Source organism: Pseudomonas grandcourensis (genome assembly GCF_039909015.1).
Classification (GTDB): Bacteria; Pseudomonadota; Gammaproteobacteria; order Pseudomonadales; family Pseudomonadaceae; genus Aquipseudomonas; species Aquipseudomonas grandcourensis.
In genome coordinates, this window is sequence record NZ_CP150919.1 from 6,240,763 (window position 1) to 6,259,349 (window position 18,587).

The following is an 18,587-nucleotide window of genomic DNA, read 5'->3' on the forward strand; positions in this document are numbered from 1 at the left end:
GGCGGCTGGCTAATGGAATGTCACAGTCGCTTCACAGATGTTTCGGCATATTTAAGGAAGAGCGATGCGCTGTCAACCACGATACGAAGGACCGGTTTACATCTGGTTAAAAAACAAACAATCATGCCTTTTGTGCGATGAAACGGCCGACGGCATCCCTCCTGTCTGCACGGCCTGCGAAATCGAGTTGCCCTGGCTCGGCGACCATTGCATCACCTGCGCCCTGCCGCTGCCGGCCCCGGGCCTGACCTGCGGCCATTGCCTGAAGCTGCCACCGGCCTTCGAACAGGTGATTGCGCCCTGGACCTACTGCTTTCCGGTGGACAGCCTGATCACCCGCTTCAAACACAACGCCAAGTGGCCGTTTGGTCGCCTGCTCGGCGAACTTCTTGCTCAATACCTGCAACATCGCTTCGAAGACGATCTGCTTCGACCCCATGCTCTGATCCCGGTGCCGCTGGCCACCCGGCGCCTGCGCCAGCGCGGGTTCAATCAGGCGGCGATGCTGGCTCAGTGGTTGAGTGCGAGTCTCGATATACCTTGCGACGAACGGTTGCTGCTGCGCACTCAGGACACGGACGCCCAACAGGCCTTGAACGCCCAAGACCGCCGAAAGAACCTGCGCAACGCTTTCTCCCTGGCTGCCGGCGCCATCGTCAAAGGCCAGCACCTGGCCTTGGTCGACGACGTAGTGACCACCGGTGCCACGGCCCAGGCTCTGGCTCGCCTGCTGATGGACGCCGGTGCGGCGAGGGTCGACGTCTATTGCCTGGCCCGCACGCCCAAACCCGGCGAGACGCCCTGACTTGACTCGCGCGGTCCAAGCGGCCAACGTCCTCACCATCGTCACCACCCAAAGCGACTTGTCATGTCTTTGCCAACCTTGCTGTCCCAGCACATTGTCCGCCGTCCGCAGCGCATCGCTCTGCTGCAGCACATCGCCGAACAAGGCTCGATCACCCGCGCGGCCAAAAGCGCGGGCCTGAGCTACAAGGCCGCCTGGGATGCAATCGATGAGCTGAACAACCTGGCACAGAAGCCGCTGGTGGAGCGGATAGTCGGTGGCAAGGGCGGCGGCGGTGCCCGCCTGTCCATCGAAGGTGAGCGGGTGTTGCGCCTGTACCAGAAGCTGCAAGCCTTGCAGGCCCAGGTGCTGGAAGCCGCTGAAGACGCGAGCGATCTGGATCTGCTCGGGCGCCTGATGCTGCGCACCAGCGCGCGCAATCAGTTGCACGGCAAGGTGGTAGCGATCGAACCTCAGGGGCGCAACGACCTGATTCGCCTTGAAGTCGCGGAAGGCTTGATCGTCGATGCGCAAATCACCCACGACAGCACCGAGCGCCTGGAACTGCAAATCGGCACCGAAGTCGTGGCCTTGATAAAGGCTGGCTGGCTCGATGTGCTGGCAATCGATTCAGCTGAAACGCCTGGAAACAATTGCCTCAGCGGCATCATCGAAAAAATCCTCGACGCCGACGATGGTCCCAGCGAAGTGCGCATCACCCTGCCCAACGGCTTGACGCTATGCGCCCTGGCCGAGCCGAAGCTTCTGCAAGCATTGGCGCTGACGGGCGGTAAACCGGTGCGCGTGGAGTTTTCGCCGTCCAGGGTTCTGCTGGGCACGCCGCTATAAGCAAAACTGCAACAAAAGGTTCATTACTCACCATTAAGGTGTCTGCAAAATCCGCAGGGAGCCTGAAATGAGCCTATTAGAAGAAAACCAGTCCACCGACCTCGAAACCATGGTCGGCCTCAGCCGTCGTGGCTTCATCAGCGCGGGTGCCCTGTGCGGCGCTGCGATGTTCCTCGGTGGCAACCTGCTGAGCCGCAGCGTGATGGCCGCCAGTGTCAGCGCCGGTAACAGCCAGTTGCTGGGTTTCGACAGCATTGCCGCTGCCACCAGCGACGCCATCACCCTGCCACCGGGCTACAAGTCCTCGGTGTTGATCAGCTGGGGCCAGCCTCTGCACAAGGACGGTCCGGCGTTCGACCCGAGCGGCAACGGCAGCGCCGAACATCAGGAACTCCAGTTCGGCGACAACAACGACGGCATGAGCCTGTTCGAATTTCCGGGCGAAAAAGACCGGGCGCTGATGGCGATCAACAACGAATACACCAACTACCGCTACCTCTACGCCCACGGCGGCATGCCGCAATCGGCGGAAGAAGTGCGCAAGGCGCTGGCCTGTGAAGGCGTGTCGGTGATTGAAGTGCAGCGCAAGAACGGCCAATGGCATTTCGTCCAGGGCTCGCGCTACAACCGCCGCATTCACGGCAACGCACCCATCACCCTGAGCGGCCCGGCCGCCGGACATGCCCTGCTCAAAACCAGTGCCGATCCACACGGCAAGAACGTCCTGGGCACGTTCCAGAACTGCGCCAATGGCAAGACGCCGTGGGGCACCTACCTGACCTGTGAAGAGAACTTCACCGACTGCTTCGGCAGCAGCAACGCCGAGCAGAAATTCGACCCGGCGCAGAAACGCTACGGCGTGGTGGCCACCAGCAAAGAGATCAACTGGCACCCGCACGACGAGCGCTTCGACATGGCGAAGAACCCCAACGAACTCAACCGTCATGGCTGGGTGGTGGAGATCGATCCGTTCGATCCGAAATCGACGCCGGTCAAACGCACGGCCCTGGGGCGCTTCAAACACGAAAACGCCGCCCTGGCCGAAACCGGCGAAGGTCATGCCGTGGTGTACATGGGCGACGATGAGCGGGGGGAGTTCATCTACAAATTCGTCAGCCGCGACAAGATCGACCACAAGAACCCCAAGGCCAACCGCGACATTCTCGACCACGGCACCCTGTACGTGGCGCGATTCGATGCAGGCGACGGCAACGTCGATCACCCGAAAGGCCAAGGTGAATGGATCGAACTGACCCATGGCAAAAACGGCATCGACGCCAGCAGCGGCTTTGCCGATCAGGCCGAAGTGCTGATCCACGCCCGTCTTGCCGCCAGTGTGGTGAAAGCCACACGCATGGACCGCCCGGAATGGATCGTGGTCAGCCCCAAGGATGGTCAGGTCTACTGCACGCTGACCAACAACGCCAAACGCGGCGAAGACGGGCAACCGGTGGGCGGGCCGAACCCCCGCGAGAAGAACGTCTACGGGCAGATCCTGCGCTGGCGCACCGAGCATGACGATCACGGCTCGAAAACTTTTGCCTGGGACCTGTTCGTCGTCGCCGGTAATCCGGGTGTTCACGCTGGCACACCAAAAGGCGGATCGTCGAACATCACGCCGCTGAACATGTTCAACAGCCCGGACGGCCTGGGCTTCGACAAGGCCGGACGCTTGTGGATTCTCACCGACGGCGATTCGAGCAACGCCGGAGACTTTGCCGGCATGGGCAACAACCAGATGCTCTGTGCCGACCCGGTAACCGGCGAGATTCGCCGCTTCATGGTTGGCCCGGTAGGTTGTGAAGTGACGGGGATCAGCTTCTCGCCGGACCAGAAAACCCTGTTTGTCGGGATTCAGCATCCGGGTGAAAACGGCGGCTCGACCTTCCCCGAGCACCTGCCTAACGGCAAGCCGCGGTCTTCGGTGATGGCCATTTCGCGGGAAGATGGCGGGATCGTCGGCGCCTGACAGACCTTCATCGCGAGCAGGCTCGCTCCCACAGGGAATCATGTAGTCCTTGTGGGAGCGAGCCTGCTCGCGATGGCGTCAGCAAGGACAACACTCACCTCAAGCCCCGCCGTCTGCGCTACCATGCCTGGCCGGACGCAGCAGCCTGCTGCGCGCAGGAGTCAGCATGGCCCACCCGTTTGAAACCCTCACACCAGACCTCGTGCTCGACGCCGTTGAAAGCATCGGCTTTCTCAGCGACGCGCGCATCCTGGCGCTCAACAGCTACGAGAACCGCGTCTATCAGGTCGGTATCGAAGACGCCGAGCCGCTGATCGCCAAGTTCTACCGGCCGCAACGCTGGACCAACGAAGCGATTCTGGAAGAGCACCAGTTCACCGCCGAACTCGCCGACTGCGAGGTGCCGGTCGTGGCGCCGTTGATCCACAACGGTGAAACCCTGCACGAACACAACGGATTCCGTTTCACCCTGTTCCCCCGCCGTGGCGGCCGCGCGCCGGAGCCGGGCAACCTCGACCAACTGTATCGCCTGGGCCAGTTGCTTGGGCGCCTGCATGCGGTCGGCTCGACCCGGCCGTTCGAGCACCGTGAAGCGCTGGCGGTAAAGAACTTCGGCCATGACTCGCTGGCCACGTTGCTCGACGGCAACTTCATCCCCCGCAGCCTGCTACCGGCCTACGAATCAGTGGCCCGCGATCTGCTCAAGCGTGTGGAAGATGCCTACAGCAACACGCCGCACCAGAACATCCGCATGCACGGTGACTGCCACCCCGGCAACATGATGTGCCGCGACGAGATGTTCCATATCGTCGACCTCGACGACTGCCGCATGGGCCCGGCGGTGCAGGACATCTGGATGATGCTCGCCGGCGATCGTCAGGATTGCCTGAGCCAGTTGTCGGAACTGATGGACGGCTACAACGAATTCCACGATTTCGATCCCCGTGAACTCGCCTTGATCGAACCGCTGCGCGCCTTGCGCCTGATGCACTACAGCGCCTGGCTCGCCCGCCGCTGGGAAGACCCGGCGTTCCCCCGCAGTTTCCCTTGGTTTGGCACCGAGCGTTATTGGGGGGATCAGGTGTTGGCATTGCGCGAGCAGTTGGCAGCGCTCAATGAAGAACCGTTGAAGCTGTTTTAATCGAAAATCAAAAGATCGCAGCCTTCGGCAGCTCCTACAGGGCGAATATGTTTTCTCTGTAGGAGCTGCCGCAGGCTGCGAACTTTTTTCTGACACGACACATCTATACAACCACCTTACAATCGCCTCTTTGTTAGCTGCCTAAGCAAGGACTTTGCATGCAAGCCGCCAACCCGCGTCGCGGGTACATTCTAGGCCTGAGTGCCTACATCATCTGGGGGCTTTTCCCCCTCTACTTCAAAGCCATCGCCAGCGTGCCCGCCGTGGAAATCATCATCCACCGGGTGCTTTGGTCGGCACTGTTCGGCGCCTTGTTGCTGATGGTCTGGAAGCACCCGGGCTGGTGGCGCGAGCTGCGGGAAAACCCGCGACGGCTGGCGATCCTGGCTTTGAGCGGTGCGCTGATCGCGGCCAACTGGCTGACCTACGTCTGGTCGGTGAACAACGGACGCATGCTGGAGGCCAGCCTCGGTTACTACATCAATCCCTTGGTGAACGTGTTGCTGGGCATGCTGATCCTCGGCGAACGGCTGCGGCGCATGCAATGGATTGCCGTCGGTCTGGCGGCTGTGGGTGTGGCGCAACAGGTCTGGCAAGTCGGCAGCCTGCCGTGGGTGTCGCTGGTGCTGGCACTGACCTTCGGTATCTATGGCCTGATTCGCAAGCAGGCGCCGGTTAAGGCGCTGCCGGGGCTGGTGGTGGAAACCTGGATGCTGGTACCGATTGCCCTCGGCTGGTTACTGCTCAATCCGACGGCCAGCAGTGCCCAGGCCGAATTCTGGACCACCTCCCAGGCTTGGTGGTTGGTCGCCGCCGGCCCGATCACCCTGGTGCCGCTGGTCTGCTTCAACGCTGCCGCACGGCATTTGCCCTACACGACACTGGGGTTTCTTCAGTACCTGGCGCCAACCCTGGTTCTGCTGCAAGCGGTCCTGCTGTTTGGCGAGCACCTGTCGTCCAGCACCCTGGTAGCGTTCATGTTTATCTGGGCCGGTCTGGCGGTTTACAGCATCGATGCGTGGATAAGTTTGCGCCGCCGCAGCTGATCAAAAAACGCACAAAACCCTACAGGCCACGTCTCCCGTGGCCTGCATCATTCCTTCCCAAGGTTATCCACAGCGTGATCCCCGCCGTTTGTGCGCAAGTATCTGAAACTGCTGGTTTTTTGATCAGAACCTGAAGAGCCCCGGTCGGCGTGGCCTGGCGGGGTGTCTCTACAGGTTATCCACAGGCCGGTGCACGTTTAACTTGGATAACCTGATCAGGGTTCACTGCGCAGCACCAATTCGACCATCAGGTCGTCAGCCAGGGTTTCCAGGCGCGATTGCAGTACGTCCAGCGACAGTGTCAGCGGGACCGCAAGAATCGCCTCGGCATGGAACAACGGCTCGCTGCTCATCGGTGCCGGGCGCACTTCGGTGACCAGCCGTTCCAGATTCACCCCCTGCTCGCTCAACAAGCGCGTGATGTCACGCACGATCCCCGGGCGATCATTGCCCACCAGTTCCATGGCGATCGGTTTCCAGGTGCAGGATTGTTCGATACCGCTTTCAGCGATCAACACGCGAATGCCATGGGCGGACAAGCCCTGCAATGCATCGACCAATTCGTCGTAGGCCTCGGCCGGCACCCCCACTCGAAGAATCCCGGCGAACTGTCCCGCCATGCGCGACATGCGGCTTTCCAGCCAGTTACCGCCGTGCTCGGCAATGCATTGGGCAATGCGCTCGACTTGTCCTGGCTTGTCCGGAGCAAAAACAGTGAGTACGAGGTGGTCCATGGCGCAGCCCTCTTGTCATGACTTTTGTTATAGAGAACCAAGTATAGGCAAGGGTTGGACCTGCGCCGACAGGTCAGGCGTCTTCGCGAGCAGGCTCGCTCCCACAAGGGTTGCGCGGGCCTTTGTGGGAGCGAGCCTGCTCGCGAATGAAGTCGCCGCCGATCGAAATGGAAAACAAATCGTGTACAACTTTTGATATTTAACTGGAACAATCCAATGGTTTTTTGAGAACATCACGCTCCCCGACGTGACCGCAATGCGTCATGGGGTCGCAGAACGACGTAATTAGTCTAATTTTCACAACCGCAATTCATCATGTAGTATGCCGCAGCGCGCACTACATAACGTTGGATCGATGTCTGCCGCAGGCACGTTCGCAACCCTGAAAGCCCTGTCAGCAAGGCCCCAAGCCGTTGATTGGTCCCAACCCAGCCGCCTGTCATGGGCATGTACTGGTAGAGGGGTTTGTGGTTTAAATGGCCAAAGGCTTCATTGTTAAATTGAAGAGCTGAAAAGCGAAATAGCTGAGCAGAGTGAGGCAAGCAATGACTGAACACGTTCAAGTCGGTGGCCTGCAGGTCGCCAAAGTCCTGTTCGACTTCGTGAACAACGAAGCCATTCCCGGTACCGGCCTCACCGCCGATAAGTTCTGGGCCGGTGCCGACAAGGTCATCCATGACCTGGCGCCGAAGAACAAAGCCCTACTCGCCAAACGCGATGATTTCCAGGCTCGTATCGATGGCTGGCACCAGGTACGTGCCGGTCAGGCGCACGACGCCGTGGCCTATAAAGCCTTCCTGCAAGACATCGGTTATCTGCTGCCAGAAGCGGCCGATTTCCAGGCAACGACGCAAAACGTCGATGAAGAAATCGCCCGCATGGCCGGTCCACAGCTCGTGGTGCCTGTCATGAACGCCCGCTTCGCGCTCAACGCCTCGAACGCCCGCTGGGGCTCGCTGTACGATGCGCTCTACGGCACCGACGCCATCAGCGAAGCCGACGGCGCGGAAAAAGGCAAAGGCTACAACAAGGTGCGCGGTGACAAAGTCATCGCTTTCGCCCGCGCCTTCCTCGACGAAGCGGCGCCTTTGGCGGCCGGCTCCCACGTCGATTCCACTGGCTACAAGATCGTCGACGGCAAACTGGTGGTCGCCCTTAAAGGCGGCAGCAACACCGGCCTGCGCAACGACGCACAACTGATCGGCTTCCAGGGCGATGCCGCTGCACCGACCGCGATCCTGCTGAAAAACAACGGCCTGCATTTCGAAATCCAGGTCGACGCCAGCACCCCGGTCGGCCAGACCGACGCGGCCGGCGTCAAAGACATCCTGATGGAAGCCGCGCTGACCACCATCATGGACTGCGAAGACTCCGTCGCCGCTGTCGATGCCGATGACAAAGTGGTGATCTACCGCAACTGGCTCGGCCTGATGAAGGGCGATCTGTCGGAAGAAGTCGCCAAGGGCGGTCAGACCTTTACCCGCACCATGAACGCCGACCGCACCTACACCGCTGTCGATGGCAGTGAACTGAGCCTGCACGGCCGTTCGTTGCTGTTCGTGCGTAACGTTGGTCACCTGATGACCATCGATGCAATTCTGGACAAAGACGGTAACGAAGTGCCGGAAGGCATTCTCGATGGCCTGGTGACTTGCCTGGCATCGATGCACAACCTGAACGGCAATACCTCGCGCAAAAACACCCGCACCGGCTCGATCTACATCGTCAAGCCGAAGATGCACGGCCCGGAAGAAGCGGCGTTCACCAACGAGCTGTTCGGTCGCATCGAAGACGTGCTGGGCCTGCCGCGCAACACCCTCAAAGTCGGGATCATGGACGAGGAGCGTCGTACCACGATCAACCTCAAGGCCTGTATCAAGGCGGCGAGCGAGCGCGTGGTGTTCATCAACACCGGTTTCCTCGACCGTACGGGCGACGAAATCCACACCTCCATGGAAGCCGGCCCGATGGTGCGCAAGGCGGACATGAAGGCGGAAAAATGGATCGGTGCCTACGAGAACTCCAACGTCGATATCGGTCTGAGCACCGGCCTGCAAGGTCGCGCACAGATCGGCAAAGGCATGTGGGCCATGCCTGACCTGATGGCTGCGATGCTCGAACAGAAAATCGCTCACCCGATGGCCGGTGCCAACACCGCCTGGGTACCATCACCGACCGCTGCTGCGCTGCACGTGCTGCATTACCACAAGGTTGACGTGTTTGCCCGTCAGGCTGAACTGGCCAAACGTGCCCATGCTTCGGTAGACGACATCCTGACCATCCCGCTGGCGGTGAACCCGCAGTGGACCGCCGAACAGATCAAGAACGAACTGGACAACAACTCCCAGGGCATTCTCGGTTATGTGGTGCGCTGGATCGACCAGGGCGTCGGCTGTTCGAAAGTGCCGGACATCAACGACGTCGGCCTGATGGAAGACCGTGCCACGCTGCGTATTTCCAGCCAGCACATCGCCAACTGGCTGCGTCACGGCATCGTCAGCGAAGAGCAAGTGATGGAAAGCCTCAAGCGCATGGCGCCGGTGGTTGACCGGCAGAACGCCGGCGACGCGCTGTACCGTCCGCTGGCCCCCAACTTCGACAGCAACATCGCCTTCCAGGCGGCGGTCGAACTGGTGGTTGAAGGCACGAAGCAGCCGAACGGCTACACCGAGCCGGTTCTGCACCGTCGTCGTCGCGAGTTCAAGGCTGCCAATGGCCTGTAACTGAGCGCCTGCGCCGGACATGAAAAAGCCCTGATCGAAAGATCAGGGCTTTTTCTTTGTGGGCTGCTCGCTCCCACAAAGGCAGTTCAGGGCTGACAGGCTTGGACTAAGGCTTCATCCCAAGCTCACGCTTGACCAACTCCAGCAGATTGCCGGCATCAATCGGCTTGAGCAGAAAATCCACCACGCTCATATGCATCGCGGCAATCGCATCCTTCACGTCGGCGTCACCCGAGACAATGATGATCGGCAATGCCGCCCTGACCGATTCGCGTACCTGACGAATCAGTTCCAGACCGTCAATGTGGCTCATTCGCAAGTCGGTAATCAGTAAACCGATCGTGGGCTTTTTGATCTCCGCCTCGGTCACCAGCATCTTGAGCGCCGCTTCGCCACTGGCCGCGGTCAGGCAGCGGATACCGTCCAACGCGAGGATCTCTGACAGCAGGTCCCGGGCGTCTTTATCGTCATCGACGATCAGCACCCGTTGCGGCGGCAGGTCAGGTTCCAGCATGACGGCACTCAGCGCTTCGCGCTCGGCGTCGCTCAAAATATCGTGGTCGGACATGGCATTCCCTATATGTTCAATACAATTCCCTGGCACAACAGTGAGACAGCGCTATGCAGACCATCAATGTGCACCTCGTCGGAGAATAGTCCAATAGGGCAGCAGAGAGGTTTTTCGCACATTTGCGTAGGACTTTTCCGACAATTCAGCGCGCCAACCGCCTACCTAGACTTACGTCCAATGGGCACCCCGGCCACAGGGGTCGACCATGTATGGGTCATCCGACTACAACAATTCAAAAAAGACTGCGGTAATGGTTATGAGTAAAGCGGACGCCTTCACACAGGCAGGGAAAACCGCGGTGTTGCAGAACATCCAGGGCACGTTGCAATTCCTTCAGCGCTTCCCGCCCTTCAACCAGATGGAACACGCTCACCTGGCGTACCTGGTCGAGCAATGTCAGCTGCGTTTTTACGCCCCCGGCGAAAGCATCATCAAACCCGCCGACGGGCCAGTCGAGCACTTCTATATCGTCAAGCAAGGCCGGGTCGTGGGCGAGCGTCCGCACACGGCAAAAGGTGGCACCGAAACGGTCTTCGAGATCACCACCGGCGAGTGTTTCCCCCTCGCGGCGTTGTTGGGTGAGCGGGCGACCCGCACCGAACATCTGGCTGGCGAGGACACCTTCTGCCTGCAACTGAACAAGCCGGCGTTCATCCGCCTGTTTTCGCTATCGGACACCTTCCGCAACTTCGCCCTGCGCTGTGTCAGCAGCCTGCTGGATCAGGTCAACCAGCAAGTGCAGCAAAAAGCCGTGGAAACCCTGGGCACCCAATATTCGCTCAATACCCGACTGGGTGAGTTGGCCATGCGCCACCCGGTAACGTGCAGCCCGCAGACGCCATTGCGCGAAGCCGTGACGTTGATGCATGAACAGCAAGTCGGCAGCATCGTGGTGGTCGATGAACTCAAGGCGCCAATGGGGATTTTCACCCTACGCGACCTGCGCCAAACCGTAGCCAACGGCAGCAGTGACTTCAACGAAGCCATGGAAGGGCACATGACCCGGGCGCCGTTTTTCCTGTCGCCGGATCACAGTGCATTCGACGCGGCGATTGCCATGACCGAGCGTCACATCGCCCATGTCTGCCTGGTCAAGGACCAGCGCTTGTGCGGCGTGGTTTCCGAGCGTGACCTGTTTTCCCTGCAACGGGTCGACCTGGTGCACCTGGCGCGCACTATCCGCAATGCCCAGAAAGTGGAAAACCTGGTGGCGTTGCGGGGCGAAATCGGTCAACTGGTCGAGCGCATGCTGGCCCACGGCGCATCTTCGACGCAGATCACCCACATCATCACCTTGCTCAACGACCACACCGTGTGCAGGGTGATCGAACTGACCCTCGCCGAAAAAGGCGACCCCGGCGTGCCGTTCAGTTGGCTGTGTTTCGGCAGCGAAGGCCGTCGCGAGCAGACCCTGTACACCGATCAGGACAACGGCATTCTGTTCGAAGCCAGGGATGCGGCCCATGCCGCCGAGATTCGCGGCAAGCTGCTGCCCATTGCCCAACAGATCAACCAGAGCCTGGCGCTGTGCGGCTTCACCTTGTGCAAGGGCAATATCATGGCCGGCAACCCCGAACTGTGCCTGTCCCGGGCCGAATGGGCGCGGCGCTTTGCGGCGTTTATCCGCGAGGCAACCCCGGAGAACCTGCTGGGTTCGAGCATCTATTTCGATTTGCGCGTGGTCTGGGGCAGCGAGCAAGGCTGTGAGCAGTTGCGCCGGGGCATTCTCGATCAGGTCGGCGACAACCGTTTGTTCCAGCGCATGATGGCGGAGAATGCGCTGCGCAATCGCCCGCCCGTAGGACGTTTCCGCGAGTTCGTGCTGGCGCGCAAAAATGGCGAGAAGGCCACCCTGGACCTGAAGATCCAGGGCCTGGCACCCTTTGTCGATGGCGCCCGGTTGCTGGCCCTGGCCCATGGCATCGAGACCAACAACACGCTGGAGCGTTTTCGCCAGCTGGTTGCCAAAGAGGTCATCGAACCCCTGGACGGCGCCGCGTACGAAGAGGCCTATCACTTCATCCAGCAAGCCCGCATGCAGCAACATCAACTACAGACCCGGGAGAATTTTCCTTACTCGAATCGGGTCGATCCCGACAGCCTCAATCATCTGGACCGACGCATCCTGCGTGAGTCCCTGCGCCAGGCACAACGCCTGCAAAGCAGCCTGGCCTTGCGGTATCAGTTATGAGCCTGTTTTCGTGGCTGCGCCCGCCGAGCCCCAACCTGTCAGCCCACCTGCAACATCGGCTGGAGCAATTACCGACGGCTGCAGACCTGGCGCAGTGCAGCCTGCGCGAACAGCGCTGGGTGGTGCTCGACCTGGAAACCACCGGCTTGAACATGAACAAGGACCATGTGTTGTCCATCGGCGCGGTGGTGATCGAGGACGGGGCCATCGACTTTCGCCAACAGTTCGAACGCACCCTGCAATATCCGCAAGTGAAACTCGGCCCCAGCGTGCTGATCCATGGCATTGGCCCCAGCGCCATTGCAGCGGGCAGCGACCCGGCTGAAGCACTGCTCGACCTGATGGAGTACATCGGGGACAGTCCGGTGCTGGCCTTCCACGCGCCGTTTGACCAGCACATGCTCGGCCGTGCGCTGAAAGATCACCTGGGTTTCAAGCTGCAGCATCCGTTTCTGGACGTGGCGGACATTGCACCGCTGCTGTGCCCCCAAGCGCACATTCGCGAGGCCGGGCTGGACGATTGGATCGACTGGTTCAAGCTCGAAGTCTTCGAGCGCCACCACGCCAGTGCCGATGCCCTGGCCACCGCCGAACTGATGCTGATCCTGTTCAGCCGTGCGCGGCAGCAACAGATTCATAGCCCGTTGAATCTGCAACAGCGCTTGAATCAGTGGAAGCGCCGGCAGCAGGCGCCGTCCTTCTGACCTATACGCAATCCCTGTAGGAGCGAGCCTGCTCGCGAAAAACGTCAACGGTGACACGTTTTTCCGGTAAGACCGAGGTGTCAGATAATTTTTCGCGAGCTTGCTCGCTCCTACAGGGGCCGTCGCCAAACTCCCACCCGACCAACGCCAATTGCTTACCTCCCTCGCCTCTGCCACAATCGCGAACAATTCTCGTTAGTTAATACTTCCCAATCGGTGATGCGGCGTGTCGTCAGTTCCAAGCCCTCAAAGTGAGCTCGTCGGTGCGTTGTATCGCGACCATCGTGGATGGCTATTGGCCTGGCTTCGACGCAACGTCGCCTGCCCGCAGCGGGCCGAAGACCTGAGCCAGGACACTTTCGTGCGTTTGCTGGGCCGCGAGGAGCTGAAGGTCCCGCGCGAGCCCCGGGCGTTCCTGGTGGCGATCGCCAAGGGCCTGCTGTTCGATTATTTCCGTCGCGCCGCGCTGGAACAGGCTTACCTCACCGAGCTGATGCTGATCCCCGAAGCCGAACAACCGTCGGTGGAAGAACAGCAAATGATCCTCGAAGACCTGAAAAACATCGACCGCTTGCTCGGCAAGCTATCCAGTAAGGCTCGGGCGGCGTTCCTCTACAACCGCCTCGACGGCCTCGGTCATGCAGAAATCGCCGAGCGCCTCGGCGTGTCGGTGCCGCGGGTGCGCCAGTACCTGGCCCAAGGCATTCGCCAGTGCTACATCGCACTGTATGGTGAGCCGACATGAATCCGATCAGTTCAAAACCGGTATCGGCCAGCGTGCTGGACGCGGCGATTGCCTGGCAGCTGTCCATGGACTGCGCCAACCCGGTAGAGCGCGAAGAATTCGCCAAGTGGCACGCGGCCCACGAAGAGCACGCCCGCGCCTGGCGCCAGCTGGGCATGCTCGACCAGCGTTTCAGCGTGGCCAGCGGCCCGGCCCGCACTGCCTTGCTGCAATCGCGCGAAGGCATCCGTCGGCGTGTGCGCAAGCTGAGTAGCGGTGTAGCCAGTATCGTTGCCGTGATCGGCCTGGCCCTGTTCGCCGGAGATCGCTACCTGCCGATCGACTATTGGCTGGCCGACCAGCGCACCGCCGTTGGCGAGCAGCGCACCCTGCGCCTGGCTGACGGCACGCTGGTCAATCTCAACACCCACAGCGCGCTGGATGTGCGTTTCGATGAAAAGCAGCGGCGCATCGTGCTTCAGGAAGGCGAAATCCTGGTTGAAACGAGCCATGGCGATCCCCGGCCGTTCATCGTCGAAACCCGCGAAGGCAGCATGCGCGCGCTGGGTACGCGGTTTCTGGTCAAGCGCGAGGAAGACGGAACGCGCCTGAGCGTATTGCAGTCGGCGGTGGCGGTTCACCCTGAGTCCAACCCGGACGAACAGATTCTGCGCGAAGGCCAGCAGGTGCTGATCCGAAACAACGGCCTGGGCCCGGTTCTGGCGGTCAACCTCGGCGCGGATGCCTGGACCCGCGGCATGCTGGTGGTGGACAACACGCGGCTGGAAGATCTGGTGCATGAAATCGGTCGCTATCGAAACGGTTACGTCGGGGTCGCACCGGAAGTAGCCGACCTGCGCATCACCGGCAGCTTCCCGCTGCGCGACACCGACCTGGCACTCAACGCCCTGCTGCCGACCCTGCCGGTGCAGATTGAACAGCACACGCAATGGTGGGTGAAGGTCGTGGCCAAGGCCGATGCCAAGCCCTGAACCGCCACACAGCCCCCTGTGGCGAGGGAGCTTGCTCCCGCTGGGTCGCGAAGCGGCCCCCTGTACTTTCCAGTTAAAACGCACTTGCTGACTTTACGACTGCTGCGCAGCCGAGCGGGAGCAAGCTCCCTCGCCACAGAAGCGCATCCCGAAAGTACTTTGGCCGCAACTGGATAGCTGAATCGAAATTATTTTCATCCAGCCCTATCACTTTTTGATTTTCGTTCGGCACACAGGCAATTGAGAAATGTTTCCATTCAGGAGCCGCTGTATGCCTCGTTCGCTAGACTCCCTGTTGCGCCGCAGTTTGCTGGCGGTCGCCATCGCCCTTTGCACCCCGTTGGCCAGCAGCCAACTGGTCGCCGCTGAACAGGCGTCCAGCGTCCGCGCCTACAACCTGCCGGCCGCACCACTGGCCAACACCCTGAACCAGATCGCCAGCCAGGCCGGTTTGGCCCTGTCGTTGAATCCATCCCTGGCGGCGGGCAAGACCTCGGCGCCGGTCAAAGGCCAGTTCGATGCAACCGGCGCCCTGCGCGAAGCCCTGCGTGGCACCGGCCTGCAACTGGAGCAGAGCAGTGCGGGCACCTACACCCTGGTGGCCGTGCCCGAGGGTGTGATGGACCTGCCGGCCACCAGCGTGATCGGCGTGCAAGACACTGAAAGCGCCTGGGGCCCGGTACAGGGTTACCTGGCCAAGCGCACCGCCGCCGGCACCAAGACCGACACCGCACTGGTCGAGGCACCGCGTTCGATTTCGGTCGTCACTCGTGAGCAGATGGACGACCGCAACGCGCACACCCTCGATGATGCCGTGCGCTACTTGCCGGGCATCACCTCCAGCAGCTTCGGCAGCGACACCCGCTCCGACTGGTTGCGCGTGCGGGGTTTCGAGCCGACTCAATTCCTTGACGGCCTGCCACTGCCAAAAGGTGTGTACTCCAACCCGAAACAGGAAACCTGGAACCTCGACCGCCTGGCGCTGCTGCGCGGCCCGGCCTCCTCGGTGTACGGCCAGACCCCGCCGGGCGGCCTGCTGGACATGGTCAGCCGTCGCCCAAGCGCTGAAGCCAGCAGCGAGATCCAGCTGCAATACGGCAGCGACAATCATCGCCAGATCAACTTCGCCAGCACCGGCAAGATCGACGACGAAGGCCAGTTCCTGTACAGCCTCAGCGGCGTACTGCGTGACGGCGGCACACCCATCGACCACATTGATGACAAGCGCTACAACATTGCGCCAAGCCTGACCTGGAACATCGACGAAGACACCAGCTTCACCCTGCTCACACAGTTCACCCGTGACGATACCGGTATCACCAGTCAGTTCTATCCGATCCAGGGCACCAAGATCGACATGCCGTTCGGCGAGATCTCCCACCACAAGAACCTGGGTGACCCGAACTACGACTTCTACGACCGCACCTACTACGCGCTGGGTTATGCCTTCGAACACCGCCTGAACGATGTCTGGCAGTTCCGCCAGAACCTGCGCTACACCAAGTCGGAGCTGTCGTTCCAGGCCGTGACCGTCAACAGCTACAACCCTGAGTTTGCCGAGTTCGGGTTTGTCGTCGACGATCAAGGCAACACCGGCCGTGGCACCACCAATGTCGACGAAGACATCGCCCAATTCGCCGTGGACAACAACTTCCAGGGCGACTTCATCACCGGCGACGTCAGTCACACCTTGCTGATCGGCCTGGACCACCAGCGCAACACCACCAACTACCTCTCGATCTTCGGCACCGCGCCGGGCATCAACGTCAACGACCCGATCTATGGCTTGCCGATCGAACGTCCGGCACGCTCCACGGCGTTCTACGACTACGAACAGAAGACCCAGCAGACCGGCCTGTACATCCAGGACCAGATGGCCCTCGGCCAATGGCGCCTGACCCTCGGCGGCCGTGAAGACTGGGTCCACACCGGCACCACGTTCTTCAACAAGGGCGATGCCACCAACACCGAACGCGACAAGAACTTCAGCGGCAACGCGGCGATCAGCTACGTGTTCGACTCGGGCTTCGTGCCCTACCTGTCCTACGCCGAATCGTTCCAACCGACCAGCAATGCCGTCGCCTCGCCAACCGAGTCGTTCAAGCCGACCGAAGGCAAGCAATGGGAACTGGGGATCAAGTACCAGCCACCGGGCAGTAACACCCTGCTGACGGCAGCTGTGTATGACCTGACCCAGAAAAACGTTTCCGTCACCAACAACGTGGGCAACGTGACAGTCACCAGCCAGACCGGCGAAGTGAAAGTCAGAGGCCTGGAGCTGGAAGCCGTTTCCGACGTGACCGAAAACCTCAAGGTCACCGCTGCCTACACCCTGGCCAAATCCGAAGTGCAAGAGGGCATCTACAAGGGCAATCGCCTGCAACTGATGCCTAACCAGCAAGCGTCGGTGTGGGGCGACTACACCTGGCACAACGGCGTGCTGGACGGCTTCGGCATCGGCGCCGGCGCGCGCTATACCGGCAATACCTATGGCGACCAGGCCAACACCTGGCTAGGCAAGGCAGGCGCCTACACGGTGTTCGACGCCGTGGTTCACTACGACCTCGGTCGCCTGGACAACAGCCTTAAAGGCGCTTCGCTGGCCGTTAACGCCACCAACCTGTTCGACAAGGACTACATCTCGACTTGCGACAGCTTCTACTGCTACTACGGCGACCAGCGCAGTGTCGTCGCAAGTGCAACCTACAAGTGGTAACGCTTTGAGCTGACACGCCCAATGACCAGGCCGTCCTTCGTGGGCGGCTTTGGTTTTTCTGAAGGCTATAAAATGAAAAGTAAAACAATTCGCCGCTGGTCCGCTGTTCATACCTGGACCAGCCTGATTTGTACGGTGTTCCTGTTACTGCTGGCACTGACCGGCCTGCCGCTGATCTTTCACCACGAGATCGACCACTTACTGGGCGACGCGCCTGAAGTGAAGGTAATGCCGGCAGACACCCCGCACCTGAATTTGCAGCAGTTGGTGGAAGCCGCCGAGAAGCATCGCCCCGGTGAAGTCATGCAGTATTTCGGCTTCGAGGACGATGAGCCCAACGCAGTGCTGACCATCATGGCCGCGACCGCGGGCACCGAGCCGAACGCGTCCCACACTTTCATGCTGGATGCCCGTACTGGCGAAGCACTGGAAACGCCATCGGCCAACGGCGGTTTCATGATGACCATGCTGCGCCTGCACGTGGACATGTTCGCCGGCTTGCCGGGCAAGTTGCTGCTGGCATTCATGGGGATTCTGTTCGTGATGGCGATCGTTTCCGGCACGGTGCTGTACCTGCCGTTCATGCGTCGCTTGAAATTCGCCACCGTGCGTCAGGACAAATCCACCCGCCTGCGCTGGCTCGACCTGCATAACCTGATCGGTGTGGTGACGTTGACCTGGGCCGTGGTGGTCGGCGTGACGGGCGTGATCAGTGCCTGCGCCGACCTGATCATTGCCGCCTGGCGCAACGACAGCCTGAGCGCGATGGTCGCGCCGTACCGCGATGCGCCACCGCTGACGCAACTCGCGCCCGCGACCCGTTTGCTCGATATCGCCAAGGATGTCGCTCCGGGCATGCAGCCGGACTTTATCGCCTTCCCCGGCACGCGCTTTTCCAGTGAGCACCATTACGCAGTGTTCATGAAGGGCAGCACGCACCTGACCTCGCACCTGCTGACGCCGGTACTGACCGACGCCAGCACCCTGCAAGTCACCGCCGTGGCCGAACGACCGTGGTACATGGACGCGATGGGCATGTCGCAGCCACTGCACTTCGGTGACTACGGCGGCATGCCGATGCAGATACTCTGGGCGACCCTGGATGTGCTGACCATCATCATGCTCGGCAGTGGGGTTTATCTGTGGGTAGTGCGGCGCAAGGCCGTCAGGCCGGTGCTGGAAAAAGCGGAGAGCGTGGCATGAAGCCCCGGCAGTCGAACTTCTGGAAAGTGTTTGCCATTCCGACCGTCATCGCGGTGCTCAGCGCGGCAGGGTTGTTTGCCGCGTTGCTCGGGGATGGTGTGTGGGATTCGCTGAGTTGGTTGGGCTTGGGCATCCCCGCAGCCCTGGCCCTGCGCGGTCTCCTGCAACGCCGCTGATCCCCTGTAGGAGCGAGCCTGCTCGCGATGGGGCCGAATCAGTCGATATTGAATTGGCTGACAC

Annotated in this window: 15 protein-coding genes; 13 read left to right on the forward strand and 2 right to left on the reverse strand. The window is 60.9% G+C overall.

Translation table 11 applies throughout. The features are described 5' to 3' along the window. Nucleotides 1–64 precede the first annotated feature (64 nt). The 5 genes from AABM52_RS28115 (at nucleotide 65) to rarD (ending at nucleotide 5,789) form a co-directional block, all read left to right on the forward strand. Nucleotides 65–805: a ComF family protein gene (locus AABM52_RS28115; protein WP_347909472.1), complete on the forward strand. Its 741-nt coding sequence runs from the start codon at nucleotides 65–67 to the stop codon at nucleotides 803–805. Between the two features lie 63 nt (nucleotides 806–868). Next, nucleotides 869–1,633 (forward strand): TOBE domain-containing protein, encoded by a 765-nt coding sequence (locus AABM52_RS28120; protein ID WP_347909473.1) that lies wholly within the window; start codon nucleotides 869–871, stop codon nucleotides 1,631–1,633. A 67-nt stretch (nucleotides 1,634–1,700) separates the two neighbouring features. Continuing rightward, nucleotides 1,701–3,602, forward strand: a complete 1,902-nt coding sequence (locus tag AABM52_RS28125) for a PhoX family phosphatase (protein WP_347909475.1) — start codon at nucleotides 1,701–1,703, stop codon at nucleotides 3,600–3,602. A 166-nt stretch (nucleotides 3,603–3,768) separates the two neighbouring features. After that, nucleotides 3,769–4,743 (forward strand): serine/threonine protein kinase, encoded by a 975-nt coding sequence (locus AABM52_RS28130; protein WP_046039418.1) that lies wholly within the window; start codon nucleotides 3,769–3,771, stop codon nucleotides 4,741–4,743. A 158-nt stretch (nucleotides 4,744–4,901) separates the two neighbouring features. Beyond that, complete coding sequence (gene rarD / locus AABM52_RS28135) at nucleotides 4,902–5,789, forward strand: EamA family transporter RarD (RefSeq protein ID WP_347909477.1); 888 nt, start codon at nucleotides 4,902–4,904, stop codon at nucleotides 5,787–5,789. Nucleotides 5,790–6,004: 215 nt separating this feature from the next. On the opposite strand, the gene AABM52_RS28140 is transcribed toward rarD, so the two are convergent. After that, the gene (locus AABM52_RS28140) at nucleotides 6,005–6,523 is read right to left on the reverse strand and encodes a glycine cleavage system protein R (protein WP_347909478.1); all 519 of its coding nucleotides are present in this window, start codon (nucleotides 6,521–6,523) and stop codon (nucleotides 6,005–6,007) included. A gap of 545 nt (nucleotides 6,524–7,068) precedes the next feature. Here AABM52_RS28140 and AABM52_RS28145 point away from each other — a divergent pair. Then, a complete protein-coding gene (locus AABM52_RS28145; RefSeq protein WP_347909479.1) occupies nucleotides 7,069–9,246 on the forward strand; it encodes a malate synthase G in 2,178 nt (725 codons plus the stop codon). A 106-nt stretch (nucleotides 9,247–9,352) separates the two neighbouring features. On the opposite strand, the gene AABM52_RS28150 is transcribed toward AABM52_RS28145, so the two are convergent. Next, nucleotides 9,353–9,814, reverse strand: a complete 462-nt coding sequence (locus tag AABM52_RS28150) for a response regulator (protein WP_347909480.1) — start codon at nucleotides 9,812–9,814, stop codon at nucleotides 9,353–9,355. A 253-nt stretch (nucleotides 9,815–10,067) separates the two neighbouring features. Between AABM52_RS28150 and AABM52_RS28155 the strand changes: the two genes are divergently transcribed. The 7 genes from AABM52_RS28155 to AABM52_RS28185 all read left to right on the forward strand — a co-directional run bounded on the left by AABM52_RS28155 (nucleotide 10,068) and on the right by AABM52_RS28185 (nucleotide 18,523). Beyond that, a complete protein-coding gene (locus AABM52_RS28155) occupies nucleotides 10,068–12,008 on the forward strand; it encodes a putative nucleotidyltransferase substrate binding domain-containing protein (protein WP_347909481.1) in 1,941 nt (646 codons plus the stop codon). Next, entirely contained in the window at nucleotides 12,005–12,712 is a 708-nt protein-coding gene (locus AABM52_RS28160; protein ID WP_347909482.1) for a 3'-5' exonuclease, read from the forward strand. The genes AABM52_RS28155 and AABM52_RS28160 overlap by 4 nt, the downstream gene beginning before the upstream one ends. A 226-nt stretch (nucleotides 12,713–12,938) precedes the next feature. Beyond that, entirely contained in the window at nucleotides 12,939–13,457 is a 519-nt protein-coding gene (locus AABM52_RS28165; RefSeq protein WP_008048225.1) for an RNA polymerase sigma factor, read from the forward strand. Then, on the forward strand, nucleotides 13,454–14,428 hold the full coding sequence (locus AABM52_RS28170; RefSeq protein WP_347909483.1) for a FecR family protein: 975 nt from the start codon (nucleotides 13,454–13,456) through the stop codon (nucleotides 14,426–14,428). The genes AABM52_RS28165 and AABM52_RS28170 overlap by 4 nt, the downstream gene beginning before the upstream one ends. 271 nt (nucleotides 14,429–14,699) lie before the next feature. Beyond that, on the forward strand, nucleotides 14,700–17,144 hold the full coding sequence (locus AABM52_RS28175; RefSeq protein ID WP_347909484.1) for a TonB-dependent siderophore receptor: 2,445 nt from the start codon (nucleotides 14,700–14,702) through the stop codon (nucleotides 17,142–17,144). Nucleotides 17,145–17,216: 72 nt separating this feature from the next. Beyond that, complete coding sequence (locus tag AABM52_RS28180; protein WP_347909485.1) at nucleotides 17,217–18,347, forward strand: PepSY domain-containing protein; 1,131 nt, start codon at nucleotides 17,217–17,219, stop codon at nucleotides 18,345–18,347. Continuing rightward, nucleotides 18,344–18,523 (forward strand): hypothetical protein, encoded by a 180-nt coding sequence (locus AABM52_RS28185; protein ID WP_347909486.1) that lies wholly within the window; start codon nucleotides 18,344–18,346, stop codon nucleotides 18,521–18,523. The genes AABM52_RS28180 and AABM52_RS28185 overlap by 4 nt, the downstream gene beginning before the upstream one ends. Nucleotides 18,524–18,587 lie beyond the last annotated feature (64 nt).